Annotated in this window: 17 protein-coding genes and 1 pseudogene; 12 read left to right on the forward strand and 6 right to left on the reverse strand. The window is 61.4% G+C overall.

Annotation, left to right across the window (positions count from 1 at the left end; translation table 11 throughout):
- Positions 1 to 141: 141 nt before the first annotated feature.
- From G7066_RS10850 to G7066_RS10860, 4 genes and pseudogenes are all read left to right on the forward strand, one after another.
- Positions 142 to 1,089: an AraC-like ligand-binding domain-containing protein gene (locus tag G7066_RS10850; RefSeq protein WP_166331053.1), complete on the forward strand. Its 948-nt coding sequence runs from the start codon at positions 142 to 144 to the stop codon at positions 1,087 to 1,089.
- 140 nt (positions 1,090 to 1,229) lie between these two features.
- A complete protein-coding gene (locus tag G7066_RS16300; RefSeq protein ID WP_244302929.1) occupies positions 1,230 to 1,772 on the forward strand; it encodes a hypothetical protein in 543 nt (180 codons plus the stop codon).
- Complete coding sequence (locus G7066_RS10855; RefSeq protein WP_244303398.1) at positions 1,679 to 3,286, forward strand: primary-amine oxidase; 1,608 nt, start codon at positions 1,679 to 1,681, stop codon at positions 3,284 to 3,286. The genes G7066_RS16300 and G7066_RS10855 overlap by 94 nt, the downstream gene beginning before the upstream one ends.
- Positions 3,287 to 3,329: 43 nt before the next feature.
- A pseudogene (locus tag G7066_RS10860) lies at positions 3,330 to 4,738 on the forward strand (aldehyde dehydrogenase family protein).
- 117 nt (positions 4,739 to 4,855) lie between these two features.
- On the opposite strand, the gene G7066_RS10865 reads toward G7066_RS10860, so the two are convergent.
- Positions 4,856 to 5,428: a hypothetical protein gene (locus G7066_RS10865; protein ID WP_205881431.1), complete on the reverse strand. Its 573-nt coding sequence runs from the start codon at positions 5,426 to 5,428 to the stop codon at positions 4,856 to 4,858.
- A 243-nt stretch (positions 5,429 to 5,671) separates the two neighbouring features.
- On the opposite strand from G7066_RS10865, the gene G7066_RS10870 reads away from it, so the two are divergent.
- The 3 genes from G7066_RS10870 to G7066_RS10880 are packed head-to-tail and all read left to right on the forward strand — an operon-like array spanning position 5,672 to position 9,456.
- Entirely contained in the window at positions 5,672 to 7,249 is a 1,578-nt protein-coding gene (locus G7066_RS10870) for an APC family permease (protein WP_244302930.1), read from the forward strand.
- 60 nt (positions 7,250 to 7,309) lie between these two features.
- Complete coding sequence (locus G7066_RS10875) at positions 7,310 to 8,251, forward strand: ABC transporter ATP-binding protein (protein WP_166331058.1); 942 nt, start codon at positions 7,310 to 7,312, stop codon at positions 8,249 to 8,251.
- An 8-nt stretch (positions 8,252 to 8,259) separates the two neighbouring features.
- Positions 8,260 to 9,456, forward strand: coding sequence for an ABC transporter permease (locus tag G7066_RS10880; RefSeq protein ID WP_166331060.1), 1,197 nt, complete (start codon positions 8,260 to 8,262; stop codon positions 9,454 to 9,456).
- Between the two features lie 19 nt (positions 9,457 to 9,475).
- Here G7066_RS10880 and G7066_RS10885 read toward each other — a convergent pair whose 3' ends face one another.
- Positions 9,476 to 10,633, reverse strand: a complete 1,158-nt coding sequence (locus G7066_RS10885) for a M20/M25/M40 family metallo-hydrolase (RefSeq protein ID WP_205881433.1) — start codon at positions 10,631 to 10,633, stop codon at positions 9,476 to 9,478.
- Positions 10,634 to 10,778: 145 nt separating this feature from the next.
- Between G7066_RS10885 and G7066_RS10890 the strand changes: the two genes are divergently transcribed.
- The 3 genes from G7066_RS10890 to G7066_RS10900 all read left to right on the forward strand — a co-directional run bounded on the left by G7066_RS10890 (position 10,779) and on the right by G7066_RS10900 (position 13,476).
- Positions 10,779 to 11,717 (forward strand): ABC transporter substrate-binding protein, encoded by a 939-nt coding sequence (locus G7066_RS10890; protein WP_166331062.1) that lies wholly within the window; start codon positions 10,779 to 10,781, stop codon positions 11,715 to 11,717.
- A 401-nt stretch (positions 11,718 to 12,118) separates the two neighbouring features.
- The gene (locus G7066_RS16305; protein ID WP_244303399.1) at positions 12,119 to 12,703 is read left to right on the forward strand and encodes an amino acid ABC transporter permease; all 585 of its coding nucleotides are present in this window, start codon (positions 12,119 to 12,121) and stop codon (positions 12,701 to 12,703) included.
- Positions 12,700 to 13,476 (forward strand): amino acid ABC transporter ATP-binding protein, encoded by a 777-nt coding sequence (locus tag G7066_RS10900; protein ID WP_280116159.1) that lies wholly within the window; start codon positions 12,700 to 12,702, stop codon positions 13,474 to 13,476. Before G7066_RS16305 ends, G7066_RS10900 begins: the two co-directional genes overlap by 4 nt.
- A 193-nt stretch (positions 13,477 to 13,669) precedes the next feature.
- Here G7066_RS10900 and G7066_RS10905 read toward each other — a convergent pair whose 3' ends face one another.
- Positions 13,670 to 14,479: a MurR/RpiR family transcriptional regulator gene (locus tag G7066_RS10905; protein ID WP_280116273.1), complete on the reverse strand. Its 810-nt coding sequence runs from the start codon at positions 14,477 to 14,479 to the stop codon at positions 13,670 to 13,672.
- A gap of 349 nt (positions 14,480 to 14,828) precedes the next feature.
- Here G7066_RS10905 and G7066_RS10910 point away from each other — a divergent pair, with 349 nt between their 5' ends.
- Positions 14,829 to 16,697 (forward strand): cyanophycinase, encoded by a 1,869-nt coding sequence (locus G7066_RS10910; RefSeq protein WP_166331066.1) that lies wholly within the window; start codon positions 14,829 to 14,831, stop codon positions 16,695 to 16,697.
- A 125-nt stretch (positions 16,698 to 16,822) separates the two neighbouring features.
- On the opposite strand, the gene G7066_RS10915 is transcribed toward G7066_RS10910, so the two are convergent.
- On the reverse strand, positions 16,823 to 17,194 hold the full coding sequence (locus tag G7066_RS10915; RefSeq protein ID WP_166331068.1) for a nuclear transport factor 2 family protein: 372 nt from the start codon (positions 17,192 to 17,194) through the stop codon (positions 16,823 to 16,825).
- Positions 17,195 to 17,286: 92 nt separating this feature from the next.
- On the opposite strand from G7066_RS10915, the gene G7066_RS10920 reads away from it, so the two are divergent.
- A complete protein-coding gene (locus G7066_RS10920) occupies positions 17,287 to 17,880 on the forward strand; it encodes a TetR/AcrR family transcriptional regulator (protein ID WP_166331070.1) in 594 nt (197 codons plus the stop codon).
- Here the strand turns inward: G7066_RS10920 and G7066_RS10925 are convergent.
- Together G7066_RS10925 and G7066_RS10930 are read right to left on the reverse strand one after the other, a co-directional pair.
- A complete protein-coding gene (locus G7066_RS10925; protein ID WP_166331072.1) occupies positions 17,864 to 18,145 on the reverse strand; it encodes a type II toxin-antitoxin system RelE family toxin in 282 nt (93 codons plus the stop codon). The two genes, G7066_RS10920 and G7066_RS10925, sit on opposite strands and share 17 nt — an antisense overlap.
- On the reverse strand, positions 18,142 to 18,411 hold the full coding sequence (locus G7066_RS10930; protein ID WP_166331074.1) for a type II toxin-antitoxin system Phd/YefM family antitoxin: 270 nt from the start codon (positions 18,409 to 18,411) through the stop codon (positions 18,142 to 18,144). Before G7066_RS10930 ends, G7066_RS10925 begins: the two co-directional genes overlap by 4 nt.
- Positions 18,412 to 18,492: the final 81 nt, after the last annotated feature.

The raw sequence follows: 18,492 nt of genomic DNA on the forward strand, positions 1-18,492 counted from the left end.
CGTCCTCTGGCAGCTCTGTGAAGCTCTCGAGATCGTCCACCAGCATTGCCGTCGGCTTGCCAATCGGATAGCATCCTTGTGAATGCTCAGTGTCTCCCCTGAGCGACAATGAAGTCACGGCAAGGCCCAGAGGTGATAGGCATGCAGCAAACGCACGACGCCGCCCCCGCAGCGATGCGCACCGACGACTTGAGCACGTATCAACGAACCGTTGACAGTTCGTTCGTGCCACTCGACATCACCCCGGAGACCAGCGGACCGTTCCTGGCTTCCCTGCGAGGAGTTGGTGCGGGTGATCTTGCGTTTACCGAGGTCCACTCGATACCGCAGGTGGTCGAGCGTACGCGAGAGGGCATTTCTCGCGGCGGCAGCGGGTACTACAAAGTGAGTCTGTTGCTCTCGGGGTCGGGGATGCTTATTCAAGACGGCCGCGAGGTCATCATGCACCCTGGCGACATCTCTTTCTACGACACCTCGCAGCCTTACTCTCTCGTGTTTGGCGAGCAGTTTCGCAATCTCATCATGATGTTCCCGAAGGATCGACTCGAGTTCCCCGAGGCGTTCACCACCTCACTCACTGCGGTCTCACTCGGCTCAGAGCACCCACTCGCCGAGGTGGTCGCCAATTTCATATCCAAGTCTGCGCCACACCTCCATCTCTTGCCGGCCTCGGCAAGATACAAGCTCGCTCACACCAGCCTCGATCTTTTTACCTCCGTACTCTCAGCGATGTTCGACACCGACGCGGTTGCGCAAGATCCTCACCACACCATGCGCCAGCGCATCTACGACTACATTCGCGCAAACCTCACTTCGCACGAGCTGTGCCCCGGAAGCATTGCGGCAGCAAACTACATCTCGATACGACACCTCCACGCGCTGTTCCAGGAAACAGACACCACTGTTTCAACCTGGATCAAAGAGCGTCGCCTCGAGCGTTGCCGCGCTGACCTGCTCGATCCAGCTCTCGCAGATCACGGCGTCGCAACGATCGCCGCGAGCTGGGGGTTCGTTGACGCCGCACACTTCAGCCGCAACTTTCGCGCGGCCTATGGTGAGTCACCAACGGCCCTGCGGCAGCGGGGTTAAGGCGCCACACAACGTTCACCCCTCGGGGTCCATCTCTTGTCTGGGTGTGCACGACTCGCGTTTCTCGGTGCCATTCGCGGCGCGCTCACCGATACTGAGATGAAGTATCCGAGTTCAACGAAGAGTGAGGGACCCTCCCCATGGCACACATTCCCGATGCCTCTCACACACACGGCAAGCGAGTGAGTACCCCCGTTACCGCGCAGCACCCGCTCGATCCGCTCAACGAGGCCGAGATCACCAAGGTACGCAGCATTCTCGACAGTGCTGGCTACCTGACAGAGCACGTTCGTGTGGCGATGCTACTTCCGCTTGACCCACCGAAGAGCGCTGTCACCTCGTGGCGGCCCGGAGACACCTTTGAGCGCCGGGCGGTTGTTACGCTGCTAGATCGTTCAACCGCCGAGCACGCCGAAGTTCGAGTCTCTATCAGCAACAGCAGCGTCGACGACTACCGCGTGCTCGCAACAACCGAGGAGCCCTACGGGCAGGCCGCGATCCTCATGGAGGAGTTCATCGAGGTCGGTGAGATCGTGAAGGCTTCCCCGAGTGGCGCGCAGCTATGGATCGCCGCGGACTTTCTGACTTTATTGACGGCTGCTTCTGCTCCCCGCTCGCTCCGGGCTACTTCGGCAAAGACGACGAGAAGAATCGTCGTTTCGTGCGCTCATTCACCTACCTGATTCCGAACGAGGGCGACAGCCCGTGGGCGCACCCCGTCGAGGGCTTAATCGTGCGCGTCGACCTGACCGAGCGCAGCGTCATTGACGTGTACGACGAGGGCGACGTACCGACCCCGATGAAGCACGGCAACTACACCCTCGATGCGCAGGGTCCCGCCCGCACGTCGCTCAAACCAATCGACATCACGATGCCCGAGGGCCCGAGCTTTTCGGTCGACGGCAACATTGTCGAGTGGGAGAACTGGAAGCTGCATGTCGGCTTCAATGCCCGCGAGGGTCTGGTGCTCAACAACGTGTCGTGGCGAGACGGCGGTGAGGATCGCCCGGTGCTCACCAGGGCGAGCGTGCCCGAGATGGTGGTGCCCTATGGCGACACCGACGAGACGCGCTACTGGATCAGCTACTTCGACGCCGGCGAGTACTTACTCGGCCGCAGCGCCAACTCGCTCGCCCTGGGCTGCGACTGTCTCGGGGTCATTCACTACTTCGACGGTTTTGTGAATGATGATCTCGGCCACGCGGTCAAGATTCCCCAGGTCATCTGCATGCACGAGGAAGACTACGGAATCCAGTGGAAGCACACCGACCTCGACGGCAACACTGACACGCGCCGCAGTCGCCGCCTGGTTATTAGCTACTTCGCAACGGTCGGCAACTACGACTACGGGTTCTTCTGGTACTTCTACCTCGACAGCTCGATCCAGTTCGAGGCGAAGGCCACCGGCGTCGTCTTTGCGGGTGCGGGCATTCCCGGCAGCGACAACCGATTCAACACCGAGGTCTCCCCCGGCATCTTCACGCCGGTACACCAGCACATCTTCTCGGCCCGCCTCGACGTGGCTATCGACGGCGAAGACAACATCCTCAGTGAGATCGAGGCGGTGCAGATTCCTACGGGCCCTGAGAACCCACGCGGCAACGCATTCACCTGGTCTCACACGCAACTGAAAACGGAGCAGCAGGCCCAGCGCATGGCGAACGGGGCTATGAGCCGGGTCTGGGAGGTCGCCAGCGCACACCGCAAGAATCACGTTGGTAAGCCCACGGCCTACTGGTTGATCCCCGAGGGCAAATCGGCACTACTCGCGCAGCCCGACTCTTCGGTCTATGCCCGAGCCAACTTCGCCACAAAGCACCTGTGGGGCACTCAGTTCACCGAGGGAGAGCTCTACTCCGCTGGCCAGTATCCCAACCAGAGCTCGGGTTGGGAAGGACTTCCCACCTGGACGAAGGCGGATCGCAGCCTCGACGGCGAAGACATCGTGCTGTGGCACTCGTTCGGCCCGACCCACTTTCCACGAACCGAGGACTGGCCCGTGATGCCGGTGGACTACTCAGGCTTCTGGTTCAAGCCGCACGGTTTCCTCGACCAGAATCCCACGATGAACCTGCCCGAAGATTCACGCTCGTCGTGCGCCATGACAGAAGACGGCTGCTGCTCGGCGGGGGCCTGCGGCTGCTGTTCTGGTGAGGAATGCAAGTGCAGCAACGAAAACTGCGGCTGCGGCAAGTAGCCGAGTGACCAACTGGATCAGAACAAACCGTAAGGAATAAAGCATGTACACCTACGACAGCCTCTTGGAGGCCATCGCTCCAAAGTCGGGCGAGACCCGCGACCTGTTCGACCCCGCCACGGGCGAACTCATTGGCAAGGCCCCGGTCAATACCGCCGCCGATGTTGACAGCGCCATTGACACTGCCGTCGCGCACCAGGCGAGCTGGGCAGGGCTCAGCAACGAGGATCGCGTGGCCTACCTCCACAAGGCCGCCGAGGCCGTCGAGGCGAACTCCGAGGCCCTCGTCGGAATCTTGTCGCGCGAGCAGGGTAAACCACTCAACGGACCAAACGCCCGCTTCGAGGTCGGTGCGTGCGTCACCTGGCTGCGCGTCACGGCCGACACTCCCCTGCCGGTAGAAACCGTCATCGACGACGGCGATACCTTCGCTGAAATGCACTATCGTCCGCTGGGAACAGTGGGGGCCATTACCCCTGGAACTGGCCGATGATGATCGCGATCTGGCAGATCGCGCCCTCACTGCGCATGGGCAACACCGTTGTGCAGAAGCCGTCCGAGTACACAACTCTGTCGGGCCTCGCTCTGAACTTCATTCTGAACACTGCACTGCCAGAGGGCGTGCTGAACACCGTAGTCGGAGCCGGTGACCTCGGCTCGCGCATCGTCGAGAGTGAACAGGTCGACAAGATCATGTTCACGGGTTCGACCCGCACCGGCAAGAGGATCGTCGAGGCCAGCTCGGGCAATCTGAAGCGCCTGACGCTCGAACTCGGCGGCAACGACGCGGGTATTGTGCTCGACGACGTGGACCCGCAGGCGATCGCCGAGGGGCTTTTCTGGGGAGCCTTCATCAACACCGGCCAAACCTGCGCCGCGCTCAAGCGGCTGTATGTGCCCGATTCGATCTACGACGACGTCGTCTCGGCACTCGCCGACTTCGCCGCGAAGGTTCCCATGGGCGTTGGCCTCGATGAACAGAACGCGCTCGGTCCGTTGCAGAACGAGATGCAGTTCAGGGTCGTGGATCGCCTCGTCGAGGCGGCGAAAGCCTCCGGCGCAAGGGTTGTGCTGGGCGGCAATCCTGACCGCGATGCGGTCGGCTACTTCTACCCCACCACGCTCATCGCAGATATTGATCCGAGCAACGATCTCGTTGTCGAGGAGCAGTTCGGGCCCGCGTTGCCCATCATCCGTTACTCTACGGTTGACGAGGCGATCCGCCTCGCCAATGAGCTCGAGGTTGGGCTCGGCGGCTCCGTGTGGTCATCGGACAGGGATCGCGCTCGCGAGGTTGCCGCTCGGATCGAGACCGGTACCGTGTGGATCAACTCGCACGGCACGATCCACCCCGCTGTGCCCTTCGGCGGCGCAAAGCAGTCAGGTTACGGCCAGGAGTTCGGCACCGCCGGTCTCAAGTCCGTGTCGCAGCCGCAGGTGATTCAGGGCTAGTTTCTCGCTTCAGCGCGGTGTGCGTCCTGCTGGTCGAGGCGCACACCGCGCTGTTGTGTGCGGGATCCGCCGTGCGGCATCCGCTGCGCGGGATCGCGACAGGTTGCCTCGCTCCGTTCAGTGCATGAGCAGCATGGCAGAAAGCATGGTCGCCATTCCTCCGGCATCGGTTGCAAGAATGCCTTTACGGCGGCGCAGCGCCAGTACCGCAAGCACCACTAGGGCGGCAGCGAGCGCGCCTATCAAAATGAGGGGCAGGGATCCCGTCAGCGTCGCGGTACCGTGCACTCGATGCGAGTCCGGCGTCGCAGACACTGCCCCCGCGGGATCAGGCGTCCCGTGTGCAAGCAGCAGCCAAGCGGTCGCCGGGTAGGCAAGCGCCGCACTCACAGTAACGGCGCGTTCGAGACGCTTGTGCGATCCGGCGTTCGACAAGTCGCTGGCCAGCACTTTGTCCCCGCACACAAGCGGTCCCTGACCAAACCTCAGTTTGATCCCGAGCAAGAGCCCCATGGCAAGAAGCGCGCCCGCCCAGACGACCACAGGCACCAGCCACAGAAAGGCCGCGTCGAGCATCGCAAGCAGCATGACAGTGGAGGCGGCAATGGCGATCCAGCGCTTGGTCATAACTGCTCCGCTGAGACACAGGGCTCCGGCGCCCGCCATTAGAACTCCAGCAGCAATGCTCACGCTCCGACTCTATGCCGTGGCGATCTCCAGCCCGTGCACGAATCCAGGCTCATCGCGCAGGTCGTCGCACCCAATCGCACAACTATCCATTTGGACAGCCCTGCGCGCATTCACACGCCCCGTGCACGCTCAGCACAGTCCACCCCTTCACGGCAGAGAGGTTCGTATCTAAACTCGAAAGGCAACACGCCGAAGTCACTTTGGCGCACCGGCAATGTCGCCAGCCCTGAAAGGACGAGTGTCATGAGCGCTCACGAGACAACACAGCAGCAGACAGCCCCGCACGACCCAGGACTTAGTCGGCGCACGCTGGGAGTGCCATCGATCACGCTCATGATCATCGCTGCCTCCGCCCCACTCACCGTTGTGGCGGGTGGCGTCACCACTTCCTTTGCGGTCACGGGCTCCCTGGGGGTGCCACTCGGCTTTCTGCTCATCGCCGTGATCTTGACCGTCTTCGCCGTCGGCTACACGGCCATGGGCCGCTTTATCACCAACGCGGGCGCGTTCTACGCCTACGTTGCGCAGGGGCTCGGTCGCCCACCGGGTGTCGGCGGATCCCTCGTCGCGCTCGTGTCGTACAACGCGATGCAGGTTGGCATCTATGGCCTCTTCGGTTTCCAACTGTCGATGTTCATTGAGGCAAAAACCGGCTTCGCCTCACCCTGGTGGGTGTGGGTGCTGCTGTGCATTGTAGTTGTGGGTGTGCTCGGAGTGAACCGAGTCGACCTCTCGGCAAAGGTGCTCGGCACACTCGTGGCGCTCGAGTTTGTCGCGGTCATCCTGTTCGATATCGTCTCCTTCAAGACTGCGCCGGAGGGCATCTCGACAGCCGCGCTCAACCCGAGCGCACTGTTCGGGCCTGCGCTCGGCATCATCCTCGTGTTTGGTGTTGCCGCGTTCATGGGCTTTGAGAGTGGCGCCATCTACGGCGAAGAGGCGAAGGATCCGAAGCGCACCGTACCCCGCGCGACCTACCTGGCCGTTGCGCTGATCGGCCTGTTCTACGCACTCAGCGCGTGGGCGTTTTCGGTCGGGATCGGACCCTCGCAAATCGTCGCTGCCTCGCAGGAGTCAGGGCCAGATCTCATGTTCATCTTTATGACGGATCACACGAGCGTCATCATTTCCGACATCATGTCGATCCTCTTCATTACGAGTCTCTTTGCCGCTCTGCAGGCGTTCCACAATGCTGTCGCCCGCTACCTCTATTCGCTTGGCCGAGAAGGTGTGGTCTCACACAAGTTCAGCCACACGAGCAAGTCGGGGGCACCCTGGGCCGGCTCAGTTGCGCAGACCGTCATCGCGGTTGTGATTGTCGCCGGTTTTGCGCTGGCGGGTGATGCCTTCGGTGCGGCCGAGGCCATGTTCGGCGACACAGCATTCTTATTCCCTGTACTCACGATGTTCACCTGGCTCACCAACACCGGTGCCGCTGGGCTGGTGCTGCTCATGTCACTCACCGCGTTTGCGGTCATCGGATTCTTCCGCAAGCGGCCCGCCAAGCTGAGCGTGTGGACCACGGTCATTGCCCCCGCACTTTCCGGAGTGCTGCTTGCCGCGATGTTCGTGGCGATCCTCGCCAATTTCCCGTTGATGTTAGGTCAGGTAGATGAGAACGGCGTCGCCCATCCAGACCTTACGACGTTCTTGCTGCCGGGGTTGATTATCGCCGCGCTGATAATCGGAATTGTCTGGGGTCTGGTGTTGCGCTCCAAGAGCCCAAAACTCTATAGCCAGATCGGCCACGGTACGGAGCCGGGCGCCTACGGCACTGCCATGATCGACGTAGTTGGTTCCGAGGAGGTTGGTGGGCGGTAGCGCCCAACATCTCGCTTCCCATCACCGAAGACGCCCAGAGAACCTAGTTAAGGTAACCAGATGAGCACTGGAGCATCATCCCCCAGCATTCTGGTCTCGGGCGTCTCTCGTTCGTTTGGCAGCACCACCGTGGTGCACGAAGCGAACCTGAGCGTACACCCGGGCCAGATCACGGCCCTGGTTGGCCCCAACGGCAGCGGCAAAACCACGCTGATGCTCATGCTCGCGACGCTCCTCAAACCCGACAGTGGTGAGATTCGCATTGGTGGGCATGACGCTGTCCAGAACCCCAGAGCCGCCCGCGCAACGCTTGGCTGGATGCCCGACGCCCTCGGGGTTTGGGACAGCCTTACCGTGCGTGAGACACTGATTGCTGTCTGCGCAATGTACGGAATCTCTGGACTTGCAGCGGGCGAACGCGTCGAGGCGCTGCTGACCGAAACCGCGCTCACGGCGCTCGCCGGGCAACGCAGCCACACACTCTCCCGCGGCCAAAAGCAGCGCCTCAGCCTTGCCCGTGCCCTCGTCCACAAACCCAGCGTGCTCCTTCTTGACGAGCCAGCCTCAGGCCTCGATCCCGAGGCGCGCCTCGCACAGCGGCAGGCCCTTGAGAAGCTGTCAAACGAAGGCACCGCGATTCTCATCACCAGTCACGTGCTCGATGAACTGGAGCAGTTGGCAAACGACGTCGTGTTCTTGCGCGAGGGTCACACCAGCACAGATGAGACCGTCGCCGATGCCATGCGCCACAACACACGCTGGCGGATCCGCGCCATCGATATCACCACACTCGATGAGGCGCTGGCAGCGTTACACACCCCGGTCACACCCCAGGCACTTCTCAGCGGTGAATCTCGCGTCGTGGAACTCACGAACAACGCTGAAGCGGCTGAACTACTGCGTTCGCTTGTCACCGCGGGGGTGCAGATTATTGAGTTTTCTCCGGCCACTGGATCTCTCGAGCAGGCTTTCCTGCGCTTTAACCAGGAAGCCACACAGTGAACACGAACGTGCCGAATCCACCTACGAGTATCACCTCACCCGGGTTCTGGCGATCCACATGGATTATCGCCGCACTCGAACTGCGTCAGCGTCGCAGATCACGGGCTTTGTGGGTGCTCGGCATTGTCTGGTTTACTCTCATCGGGATTGTCACCGGAGTCACTTGGTCAGTTCTGTCACTCACAGCGAGCACCTATGACACCGAGGTCGACAGCTACCCGCTATTCTCAATCATCGCCTACTTTGTACTGTTGTTCGGCACACTCGTCGCACCGGCAATTTCGGCGGGGTCGATTGCCTCGGAGAGGATCGGAGGCACACTCGCCACCACGCAGGTCACCCTGGTGGGTGCCTGGCCGATCCTGCTCGGCAAAGCACTCGCCGCGTGGGTCACCGGCGTTGCGTTCCTGGTTGTCGCAGCACCCTTTGTGATCCTCAGTGTGGCACTCTCGCAGGCAAGCCCGCTCCAGATGCTCACCGCTCTGGGCGTCTTGGCGCTACAAATCGGTCTGTTCACGGCAATCGGGGTCGGGCTCTCAGCGATGATCTCATCGCCCCTCTTTTCCATCGTCACCAGTTACCTCGTTGTCGCTGCGCTGTCAGTTGGCACACTCATCACGTTTGCGCTCGCCGTCGGGTCAACGACGGAGTACGTCAAGATCAGCTATCAGGTCACGTCTGAGAACTATGACATGGCGGCGTCGAAGTGCTGGGACGACGCCTATGACGCGGATACTGCCGATGACAATGGAGATGAAGCTCGTCAAGCTTTGACTAACAAGTGCATCAACGCGATCCCCGAGGACTGTGTGACAGAAACGACCACCACGTCGATCGTGCACGCGGAGCGGTTCTGGTGGATCCTCGCTATGAATCCCTATGTGGTTGTCGGAGATGCGGTGTCAGTTCGCACGAACACAAGCTACCCGAGTGACCTCTTTGGCCAGGTGTCGTACGGGGTTCGCACACTGCAGAAACCCAACGATGAACAAACATCTGGCTGGGATTCTTGCGGCCCGAAAGCTTATTTCGGCCAGGATGGCATTGCAGACGAAAGCATCCAAGACCAGTTGAAGGGCACAGTGCCGGTGTGGTGGATCGGACTCGTACTGCAGTTGGCGCTTGCGGGAGGCATCCTCTTCGGTGGCTACCATCGGCTACGCACTCCAGCGGCGAAGCTTCCGAGGGGCACGCGGATCGCGTAGCGTCGTCAAGCAAAAGCAGTTATGCCGCGCTGGCCTCGTGAATCAGCGCGGCAAGCAGCGCAACTCGGCGCGGCACCGACGCAAGATCGAGCCATTCACTAGGGCTGTGATCACCACCACCAACGGGCCCCAAGCCATCCAGCGTCGGCACTCCGAGGGCAGCCACGCGGTTCGCATCCGAGACACCGCCCGTGTGAGCTAGCCCCGGCTCGAAACCGAGCTGTTTCGCGAGTACAAGCGCAGAGGCGGCTAGCTTGTTGCCCGCCTCGCTCTCTTCCATCGGCGCACAGTAGTCGACCTCGCGCACCTCGATGCTGGTGCCAGCAACGGCAGGATCGGAGGCGCGCTCACGCAACCGCTCAAGCGCCCCGTCAAGCACGTGCTTCTGCACTGCACGCATCTCGACGTTCATGGTCGCGCGATCCGGAACGATGTTGATTCGCTCGCCCGCACGCAGCATGCCAACGTTCACCGTGAGCCGCTGGGTGGGATCGGCGAGCGCCTGCAGAAACACGGTGAGGTGGGCGGCCTCAAGCCCGGCGTGCGCACCGCGCTCGGGTTCGATGCCCGAGTGGGCGGCTACGCCGTTGATCGTGATTTCGAGGTCGACCGCACCCTTACGAGCAACCACTAGGTCGCCGTTTTCGCGGGCGCACTCGAGGCAGAACGCGGCGTCGGCGCCGTCTGCAATGCTCTGCAGGGCTGCGCCACCAACGGGTGAGCCGATCTCTTCGTCGGGCGTAAAGACCAGCACGAGCTCCCCGTAGTTGTCGGCACCCGCCGCGACCAGGTGAGCCGCTGCGTGTAGGCCAGCAACGACGCCCGCTTTGTCGTCAGTTACCCCGGGCCCGTGTGCCATCCCATCGGCATCAACCGAAAACGGGCGCTCGGCGGCATCTCCGCGCTCAAACACGGTGTCCATGTGCGCAAATGCCACGATGCGCCGCGATCCGCTACCCCGCTTGCGACCAACGAGAAGGTCGCCGTAGGCAGCATCCAGGGTACGACGCTCAATCGCAAATCCCAATTTTTCCAGACGCCGCTGTACCCAGTCGGCGACACGGTTCACTCCCGCAACATCGTGAGATCCAGAATCAATCGATACGAGATGTGCGAGATCTTCCTCATAAGTTTGGCTCGCGGCCTCGGTGCGGCGCAGCATTTCAATCGCAATCATGTGCGAGTCTCCGATCCCAGTTACAACATTGACCCCGTGCGAAGTACAACGTAGCACTTTCTGAATCAAACGTTTCAGAATTTGCAAATAAGAGCAAATCGTGTAATGTTTCGATCAGCTCAACGACGAGAATAGGAGATCTCTCATGCGCTTCACCAAACCCGGTTCCATCACCATCGCAGCTTCGGCGGCCCTCACTCTCGCCCTCACTGGCTGCACCGATGCCTCGAAGGAAGCGGCGAACGACGCGAAAACCGCGGAGACTCCAAAACTTCCCACGGAGACCATTTCAAAACTCGACGCGGACCCGACGCTTGAGGCGCTTCTCCCCGCAAACATCAAGACGGCCGGCACACTCAATGTTGCCACCGATCCGACCTACGCACCGTTCGAGGTATACGCCGAAGATAACAAGACCGTGGTAGGTCTCGACGCAGATCTCGCTGAATCACTCGGCCAGCTACTCGGACTCAAAGTCACCTTCGTGCCCTCCGGTTTCGACAACATCATCCCGGGTCTCACCTCGGGCAAGTACGACATGGCCATGTCAGCATTCTCCGTCACCGATGAGCGCAAGCAGAACGCAGACTTTGTCGTTTACCACCAGTCAGGCAGCGGCGTGGCTGTGCCTAGAGGCAACCCCGAGAAGCTCTCGATGGATCCGATGACTCTCTGCGGCAAGACGATCGGAGCGGAGAAGGGCAGCACACAGGGCATGGAGATTATGCCAGACTTCACCAAGCAGTGCGAAGAAGCGGGCAAAAAGCCAATCGACATTAAACTCTTTCCCGGCACTGACAAGGCCATCACCGCCCTCTCATCGGGACGCGTGGAGGGTGTTGTTTCGGGCGCCACCGGCCTCGGCTACCAGGCCAAGATCACCGGCGCATTCGACCTCGCCGAGGGCGGCGACTACGAGCCGAAGCCCACCGGGCTGGTGCTCCCTAAGGGCTCCGACCTCACCCCCGCGATCACCGCAGCGATGGAGAAGCTCGTCACAGAGAAGTCCTACCGCGAGGCGTTCCAGAAGTGGGGCATCAACGACAGCAACGAGGTCACCCCGGCTCAGGTCCCGGTGAAGTAACCCCTGATCCGCAGGCCCACCCCCGCCGCCACAACCCGAGAGTCGCAAGTCATGACTAGCACCACGCTCACTCAACCCGTTCTCGACGACGCCGACTACGCAATCGCCAACAAAAAGCACCCCTGGCGTTGGATCTCGGGCGCCATCATTCTGTTTCTCTTCGGAATGCTGATCTACTCGGCGGCGACCAATCCTCGTTTCCGCTGGGACACCATCGGCCTCTACCTGAGGGACACGTCGATCGCACAAGGCATTCAGATCACCCTGCTGCTCACCGTTGTGTGCATGCTGCTCGGGATCGTGCTCGGCGTCATTCTCGCGGTCATGCGCCTCTCGGTAAACCCGGTGGTTCGCGGGCGGCTGGCTTCTACGTGTTTGCTTTCAGGGGCACCCCGGTGCTCGTGCAACTGCTGCTCTGGTACAACTTGGCCGCCCTGTACCCCGACATTACGTTCGGCATCCCAGGGGTGCACCTCGACGCAAACCACATCGTCACCCCACTCATGGCCGCGATCCTCGGCCTTGGTCTGAACGAGGCCGCGTACATGTCGGAGATCGTGCGCGCGGGCATTCTCTCGGTGGATCCGGGGCAGTCCGAGGCATCGGGCGCGCTGGGCCTGAATCGCCTGCAGACCATGGTGAAGGTTGTGCTGCCGCAGGCCATGCGTGTCATTATTCCGCCGACCGGCAATGAGATGATCGGCATGCTCAAAAACACCTCGCTCGTAAGTGTGCTCGCGGTGTCGGAGTTGCTGTATTCAACGCAGGTGATCTACGCGAAGAACTTTCAGGTCATCCCGATGCTGATCGTCGCGAGCATCTGGTACATCATCATGACCACGGTCTTTACGGTCGGGCAGTCCTGGCTTGAGAAGCGGTTCTCACGTGGCTCGACCCGCAATGTGCAGCTCAGCTGGACAGACCGCCTTCGCAAGGCGATGCGAACTCACGATCCCGTAGCGACAGGAAAGACGAGCAACCCATGAACGAGGCAACACTGAACCCCATGGTGCGCATGAAGGGTGTGCGCAAGAGTTTCGGATCTCTTGAGGTACTACAGGGCATCGATCTCGACGTGGCTCGGGGCGAGGTCGTGTGCCTCATCGGGGCGTCAGGATCGGGCAAGAGCACCCTGCTGCGCTGCATCAACCACCTCGAGCAGCTCAACGGCGGTCGCATTTGGGTCGACGACAAAGTAGTTGGTTACGATCTGCGCGGCAATACTCTGCACGAAAAGAGCTACAACGACATCTGCCGCGACCGCACGCAGACCGGCATGGTGTTTCAGCACTTCAATCTTTTTGGCCACATGACCGTGCTCGACAACATCATGCTCGCACCGCGCACCGTGTTGAAGCAGAAAACCAGCGAAGTGCTTCCCCGGGCCCTCGCGCTACTCGACCAGGTCGGACTTGCCGACAAGGCAAAGGCCTATCCCCGGCACCTCTCGGGTGGCCAGCAACAGCGCGTCGCGATCGCACGGGCGCTCTGCATGGAGCCCAAGTTGATGCTGTTCGACGAGCCAACGAGCGCGCTCGACCCCGAGCTGGTGGGCGACGTGCTGAAGGTCATGCGGGATCTCGCAAACTCTGGCATGACCATGATTGTGGTGACACACGAGATGGGCTTCGCAAGAGAGGTCGCGGATCGTGTGGTGTTTATGCACGGTGGCCTGATCGTGGAGCAGGGACCACCATCCGAGGTGCTCGGCGATCCGCAACACGAGCGCACCCGCTCGTTCCTCTCGGCGGTGCGGTGAGCGCTGGGCGGGGAGCTCTGCGCGCTGCGTTTTGAGCGGGGAGCGCTATCTTCCCGCGAGTGCACGCCTTACCCGCGAGCGCCCAGGCTATCAACGCGCGGGCAACCGGGCCACTCGTCGGTAAGCTGGACACTCGCGACCCGAGAACCCGTTACAAGGTTGAATCGGGCAACGGCGAGCGCTCGCACGCGCCTCAGATCAGATCGAGCTGCTGCACCGTCTGTTCGATCTGCTCAATGCGGTGGCGTGCAGGGTCGCCAATTCTGTGCACGAGAGTCTCGAAGAGCACCTCGACAAGCGCCATGACTGGCACCACCGAGTCGAACGGCCCACGCTCCGAGGCGATGCTCGTGAGCACGGCATCGGCGTCAGAGGCACACGGCGACACCCACTTGTCGGTAATGACAACAACACCGGCCTTTCGAACCTTTGCGTAGTGTACGAGGTTGCGCGTATCAGCCTCGTAGCGCCTGAAGTCAAAGGCTACGAGCACGTCTTTCGACTCAAAGCCCGCCATCGTTGCACCGCGCAGGCTCGCCATTTCTGGGACCATCTGCACATTGGGACGCAGTTGCTGCAGACTCGCCGAGAGGTACTCCGCGAGAAATACGCTGTAACGACCTCCGACAAGCCAGATGCGCCGCTTCGGATTTGCGAGCATTTCAATGGTGGTCTCAAAATCGTGCCCTGACAGTCCCGCGAAGGTCGCTCGCAGATCTTCAACCGAGGGCTCAACAAACGCGGCCAGGTCGCCCGCGGGTGCTACGCGCTTTGAGCCGGTGCGCTCGTACAGTGTTGTCGGGGAGGCACTGCGCTGTTCGAGCTCTCCGCGAAGCGCCTTCTGAAAGTCAGGAAATCCACTGTAGCCAAGGCGCGTCGCGAAACGCACCACGGTGGCCCCACTCACCTCAGCAAGGTCAGCCAGGCCGGCCACCGTTTCAAAACCGGCAACGGGATAGGCAGCAAGCAGGGTCCGCGCAACTTTGCGCTCCGAGGGGTACAGTCCCCCATGCGCTCGCGGATCCTGGAGGCTACGGTGTCCTCGGAAACCGCAGCACTCTCAAAGCACAGACTCGAATCGCGCGTGTGTTTCGGCATTTCAGCCCTTCGCTCTGGGTAGGTAACGTCTACTGCAACAAGCTCCTCTGCTCATCGCACCGACATCGGCTGTCGTGAGTCTACCAACGTGATCGGCTCGCGGTATCCATGAATAGAGCACACGAAGAGCCTTGCTGCAATTTGAAACATATGTTTCCGCCTTGAATGAATCACTTATTCATGAAACACTTGAATCTACGTGATGAAGCCGGACTTCTCGCGTGCACCCCTCAACGCCGAGACCGGAGATCGATTTGTCATCCTTCACCCCATTACGTCGCAAGCTTTCCGCCATCGCACTCACCGCAGCACTGAGCCTGGGTGCACTCGCAGCGATCCCGACAACCGCAAGCGCAGCACCAACCCAGGGGCACGTGGTGCTCATTGGCGGCGCAATCAAGCCTGGTGACACACCGAGTGAGGCCATCATCCAAGAGATCGTCGATCTCGCACAGGCCCACGCTGGTGTGGGCAACACACCACGCGTTGCGATCCTGACCGCCGCATCACCCGTGGCCCCCGACGCGGCCGAGGCCGCAGACGGCGACACCTACGACAATGCCACAGCAAACGGGCTCTACTACAAGAGCTGGTTCGAAGCGCACGGCGCAGAGGTCTACCCGGTACCGATCGACGTCAACCAGGTCGAAGATTACGCCGGAGATCCCTACACCGCCGCAAACGCGTTCGACACGACGGTGGCCAACGAGATCCGAAATTCTGATGCCGTGTACTTTGGCGGCGGTGACCAGACTCGCTACGTTCGTTCGCTCTTCAATTGCACGGCTCCGGATCAGGCAGCCGCCGATAAATTCGCGTACACCGCCTGCACCGACACTCCCGCCATGGCAGCAATCCGCGAAGTTGTGGAGAGCGGCGGGGTGGCCGCGGGCACGAGCGCCGGGCTCACGATCCAGCAGGGTGCCGACATGATTTCGGGTGGGGATCCTTACCAGTCCTGGCGAGACCCTGCCGTTACTGGGTGGTTCGACGACAACAGCGCAGACGCCTCAACACTCGCCTACATTCCGGCGGGCGGCCTCGGATTCTTCACCGAGGGCCAGCTCGACTCGCACTTTGCCCGCCGTGACCGGCAGCCCCGACTCGTGAAACTCTCGCTCGAGACACAACACGAGCGCGGATTCGGCGTCGAAGAAAAGACCGCACTTGTGGTTGACCGCGGTGCCCGCACCGGCAAGGTAATCGGCGCGCTCGGGGCGACCATGCTTGATGTCTCTGACGCTACTTTCGATGGCAAGAGCACCGCCGGGGTGCGCTATTCATACTTCATGACAGGATCCACGATCGATTTCGCTACCGGATCCATCACCCTCGCGGGCACGGAACACACGGGTCCAGGCACAGCACCCGCCCCCGCAGCCGAACCCGACATCTGGAAGTCGTACGAGTGTGACTCGAACCCTTACATCTTCGGCACACTGAGCCTGGCGCAGTCGTTTGTGAAGTCGAGCGTCTCACGCGCCTCCGGCGACAGCTGCGATGCCGCCGCCGAGTCGCCTCGATTCCGCACCACCTTCAATCGTGACGACCGCACACGGTGGAGCGACGACGGCAGCTTTGTTGACGTTGCCATGTCGATCGCCGAGATTCCCTCGTTCACCGCGACCGCTTCGGTTTCAGGATCAACGCAGCTCACCGTGGGCGACACCGCCAGCATCGCCGTTTCGGTCACCAACACGGGAGGCGTTCCACTCTCAGAGTTCAGCATCAATGGTGTTCCCGCGGCTGCCACGACGGTGCTACCGGGAGCCACGGCGATCCTCACCGCTACGCACACCGTGACCGAGGGGCGGCAGACCATTGCTGCAACGGTCGCCGCGAATGCCGTTGACACGAACGGCGCCAACCTGAACATGACGGTCGAGTCGCAGGCAGTGTCGGCCGAGCTGAGCGGGACTGCAAAGCCGGTCGACCCGGAGGGTCCCAAGAAGCCCGGCACCGAGAAGCCCGACCCAAAAACCCCGGTCAATGGACCCGCCAACCCACCGCAGGCACTGGCCACTACGGGAAATCCCGCTTCTCTGGGCGCAACGAGCGCCATCGCCTTGCTTGTCGCTGGCGGCGCGGCACTGGCTTTCACTAGGCGGCGAACCAGCTCCTAAGTCGAGCCGAGCTGGCTCACCAACTGATTTGGGTCGCTCACCAGGTGCGGGTTGCTCAGCCGGTCGAAAACCTCGTTTTTGAACCGGCTGAGCGACCCGCACCGGTTTAAGGGACCGTCACGCCACTAGTTCACACCCATAAACATGTAAGCGCGGGTGATCTTGCCCTCAGCATCCCGAAACACGGTGTCTACCCCGCGGCCAACAACCTCACCGTTCCGGGCGGTCATAGACCATCTCAGCAGCAGGGCATCGCCCGACTCGACCTGCTGGTCGTAGCTAAAACGAAGCCCCTTGCCCGCAATGAGGCCGTCGTGCACCCCAGCAATGTGGGTAGTGATCTCGTCGATGCCGGTGAGCGTGATTCCGAGCGAGGAGACAGCAAGCTGCCCACCCGGGGACCAGAGGTGTTCAATGTTGGTGCGGCGAGTTGCGGGATCCGGCTCGATCCAGGTGTCAAGGTAACGAGCATCGAAGTCGGTCAATTGGCTAGTCACGGGATGTTCCTTTGTTCTGGGATTGATTGTTGACAGCGTCAGCGTACGTGACGTTTGTGGACAATGTCAACTCAGATTGTTAGACTCATTCCATGAGCCCCCGCGACCCAGGACCAACGCGCGCCGCCATACTCATGGCCGCCTCCGATCTACTTGAAGGGGGTGGCCCAGACGCGGTCACACTGCGCGCGGTCGGTGAGACCGCAGGCGTCTCGCGATCCGCCGCCTACCGCCACTTTGACGACAAATCAGCCCTGCTCAGCGAGCTAGCTCGGCAAACCCTCGACGGCATGGCCGCGGCGATTCGGGCAGCCGCGATCGACAGCGACAGCCGGGTGAACCTGCGGCTGGGCAGCGGAGCCTACGTCGAGTACGTCCTCAATTTTCCACACCACTACCAGCTAATCTTCGGCGACACCCCCATCTCGGCACCAGCGCCGGAGCTCGAAGCTGCGGCCGACAGCGCCATGCTCGCACTGCAGACCCTGGTCGAGCGCGCGCAGGCAGCAGGCCAGCTAGGCGGCGGCGCACCGCGCGAACTCGCAACGGTACTGTGGGTACTGCTGCACGGGATCGCGGCCCTGCAGATCACGGGCCACCTTCACGAACCCCGCACGCTCGACGGCGACACTCGACTAGGCGAGCTGCTGGATCTGGCACTCGCGTCGTTCAGCCCTGCTGACTAGGAACACCTCGACAATACACCTCGCGACGGTGCCCAGCGCGGAGAATTAGCACCAGCACTTCACCCTCGTAAATGTCGTAGATAATGCGATAGTCCCCCGTGCGAACGCGCCAGGATCCGCCGCTATTCACGAGTGATTTTGCAGCCGGCGGGCGGGGTTCCTCCGAAAGAAGCTCGATCGCCGCCTGTACTCGGCGCCGTGCGTGCGGATCTAACCTCTTGAGTTCGCGCGCCGCCGCGGGCGAAACCTGCACTCGGTAGCTCACACGAGCCCAAGATCCGCTTTGACCTCTTCCCAGGGAATCGGTGTCGCTCCGGTATCTTCCATTTCTTGCCGCGCCTGACGCGCTGCTTCAGCGTCTTGAAAATCTTGGAGCTCGTCGAGCAACTGCTGAAACGCCTCGGCATCAACGAGCACCGCGTATTTTCGCCCGTGCTTTGTCAGATACACGTTCTCACGCGCAAGGTGCACACGATCCACCAGCGAGCCAAGTTGCTGCTTCGCTACGGAAATCGGAAGAGTGACAGACATGGCCAAATGTTACCATTCAACCCAATTGATCAAAAGACCCCATTTCACTTCCTCACCCGTCCGGCATCCCAGACAAGACCC

The sequence above is a fragment of the Leucobacter coleopterorum genome (assembly GCF_011382985.1).
In the GTDB taxonomy this organism is placed as follows: Bacteria; Actinomycetota; Actinomycetes; order Actinomycetales; family Microbacteriaceae; genus Leucobacter; species Leucobacter coleopterorum.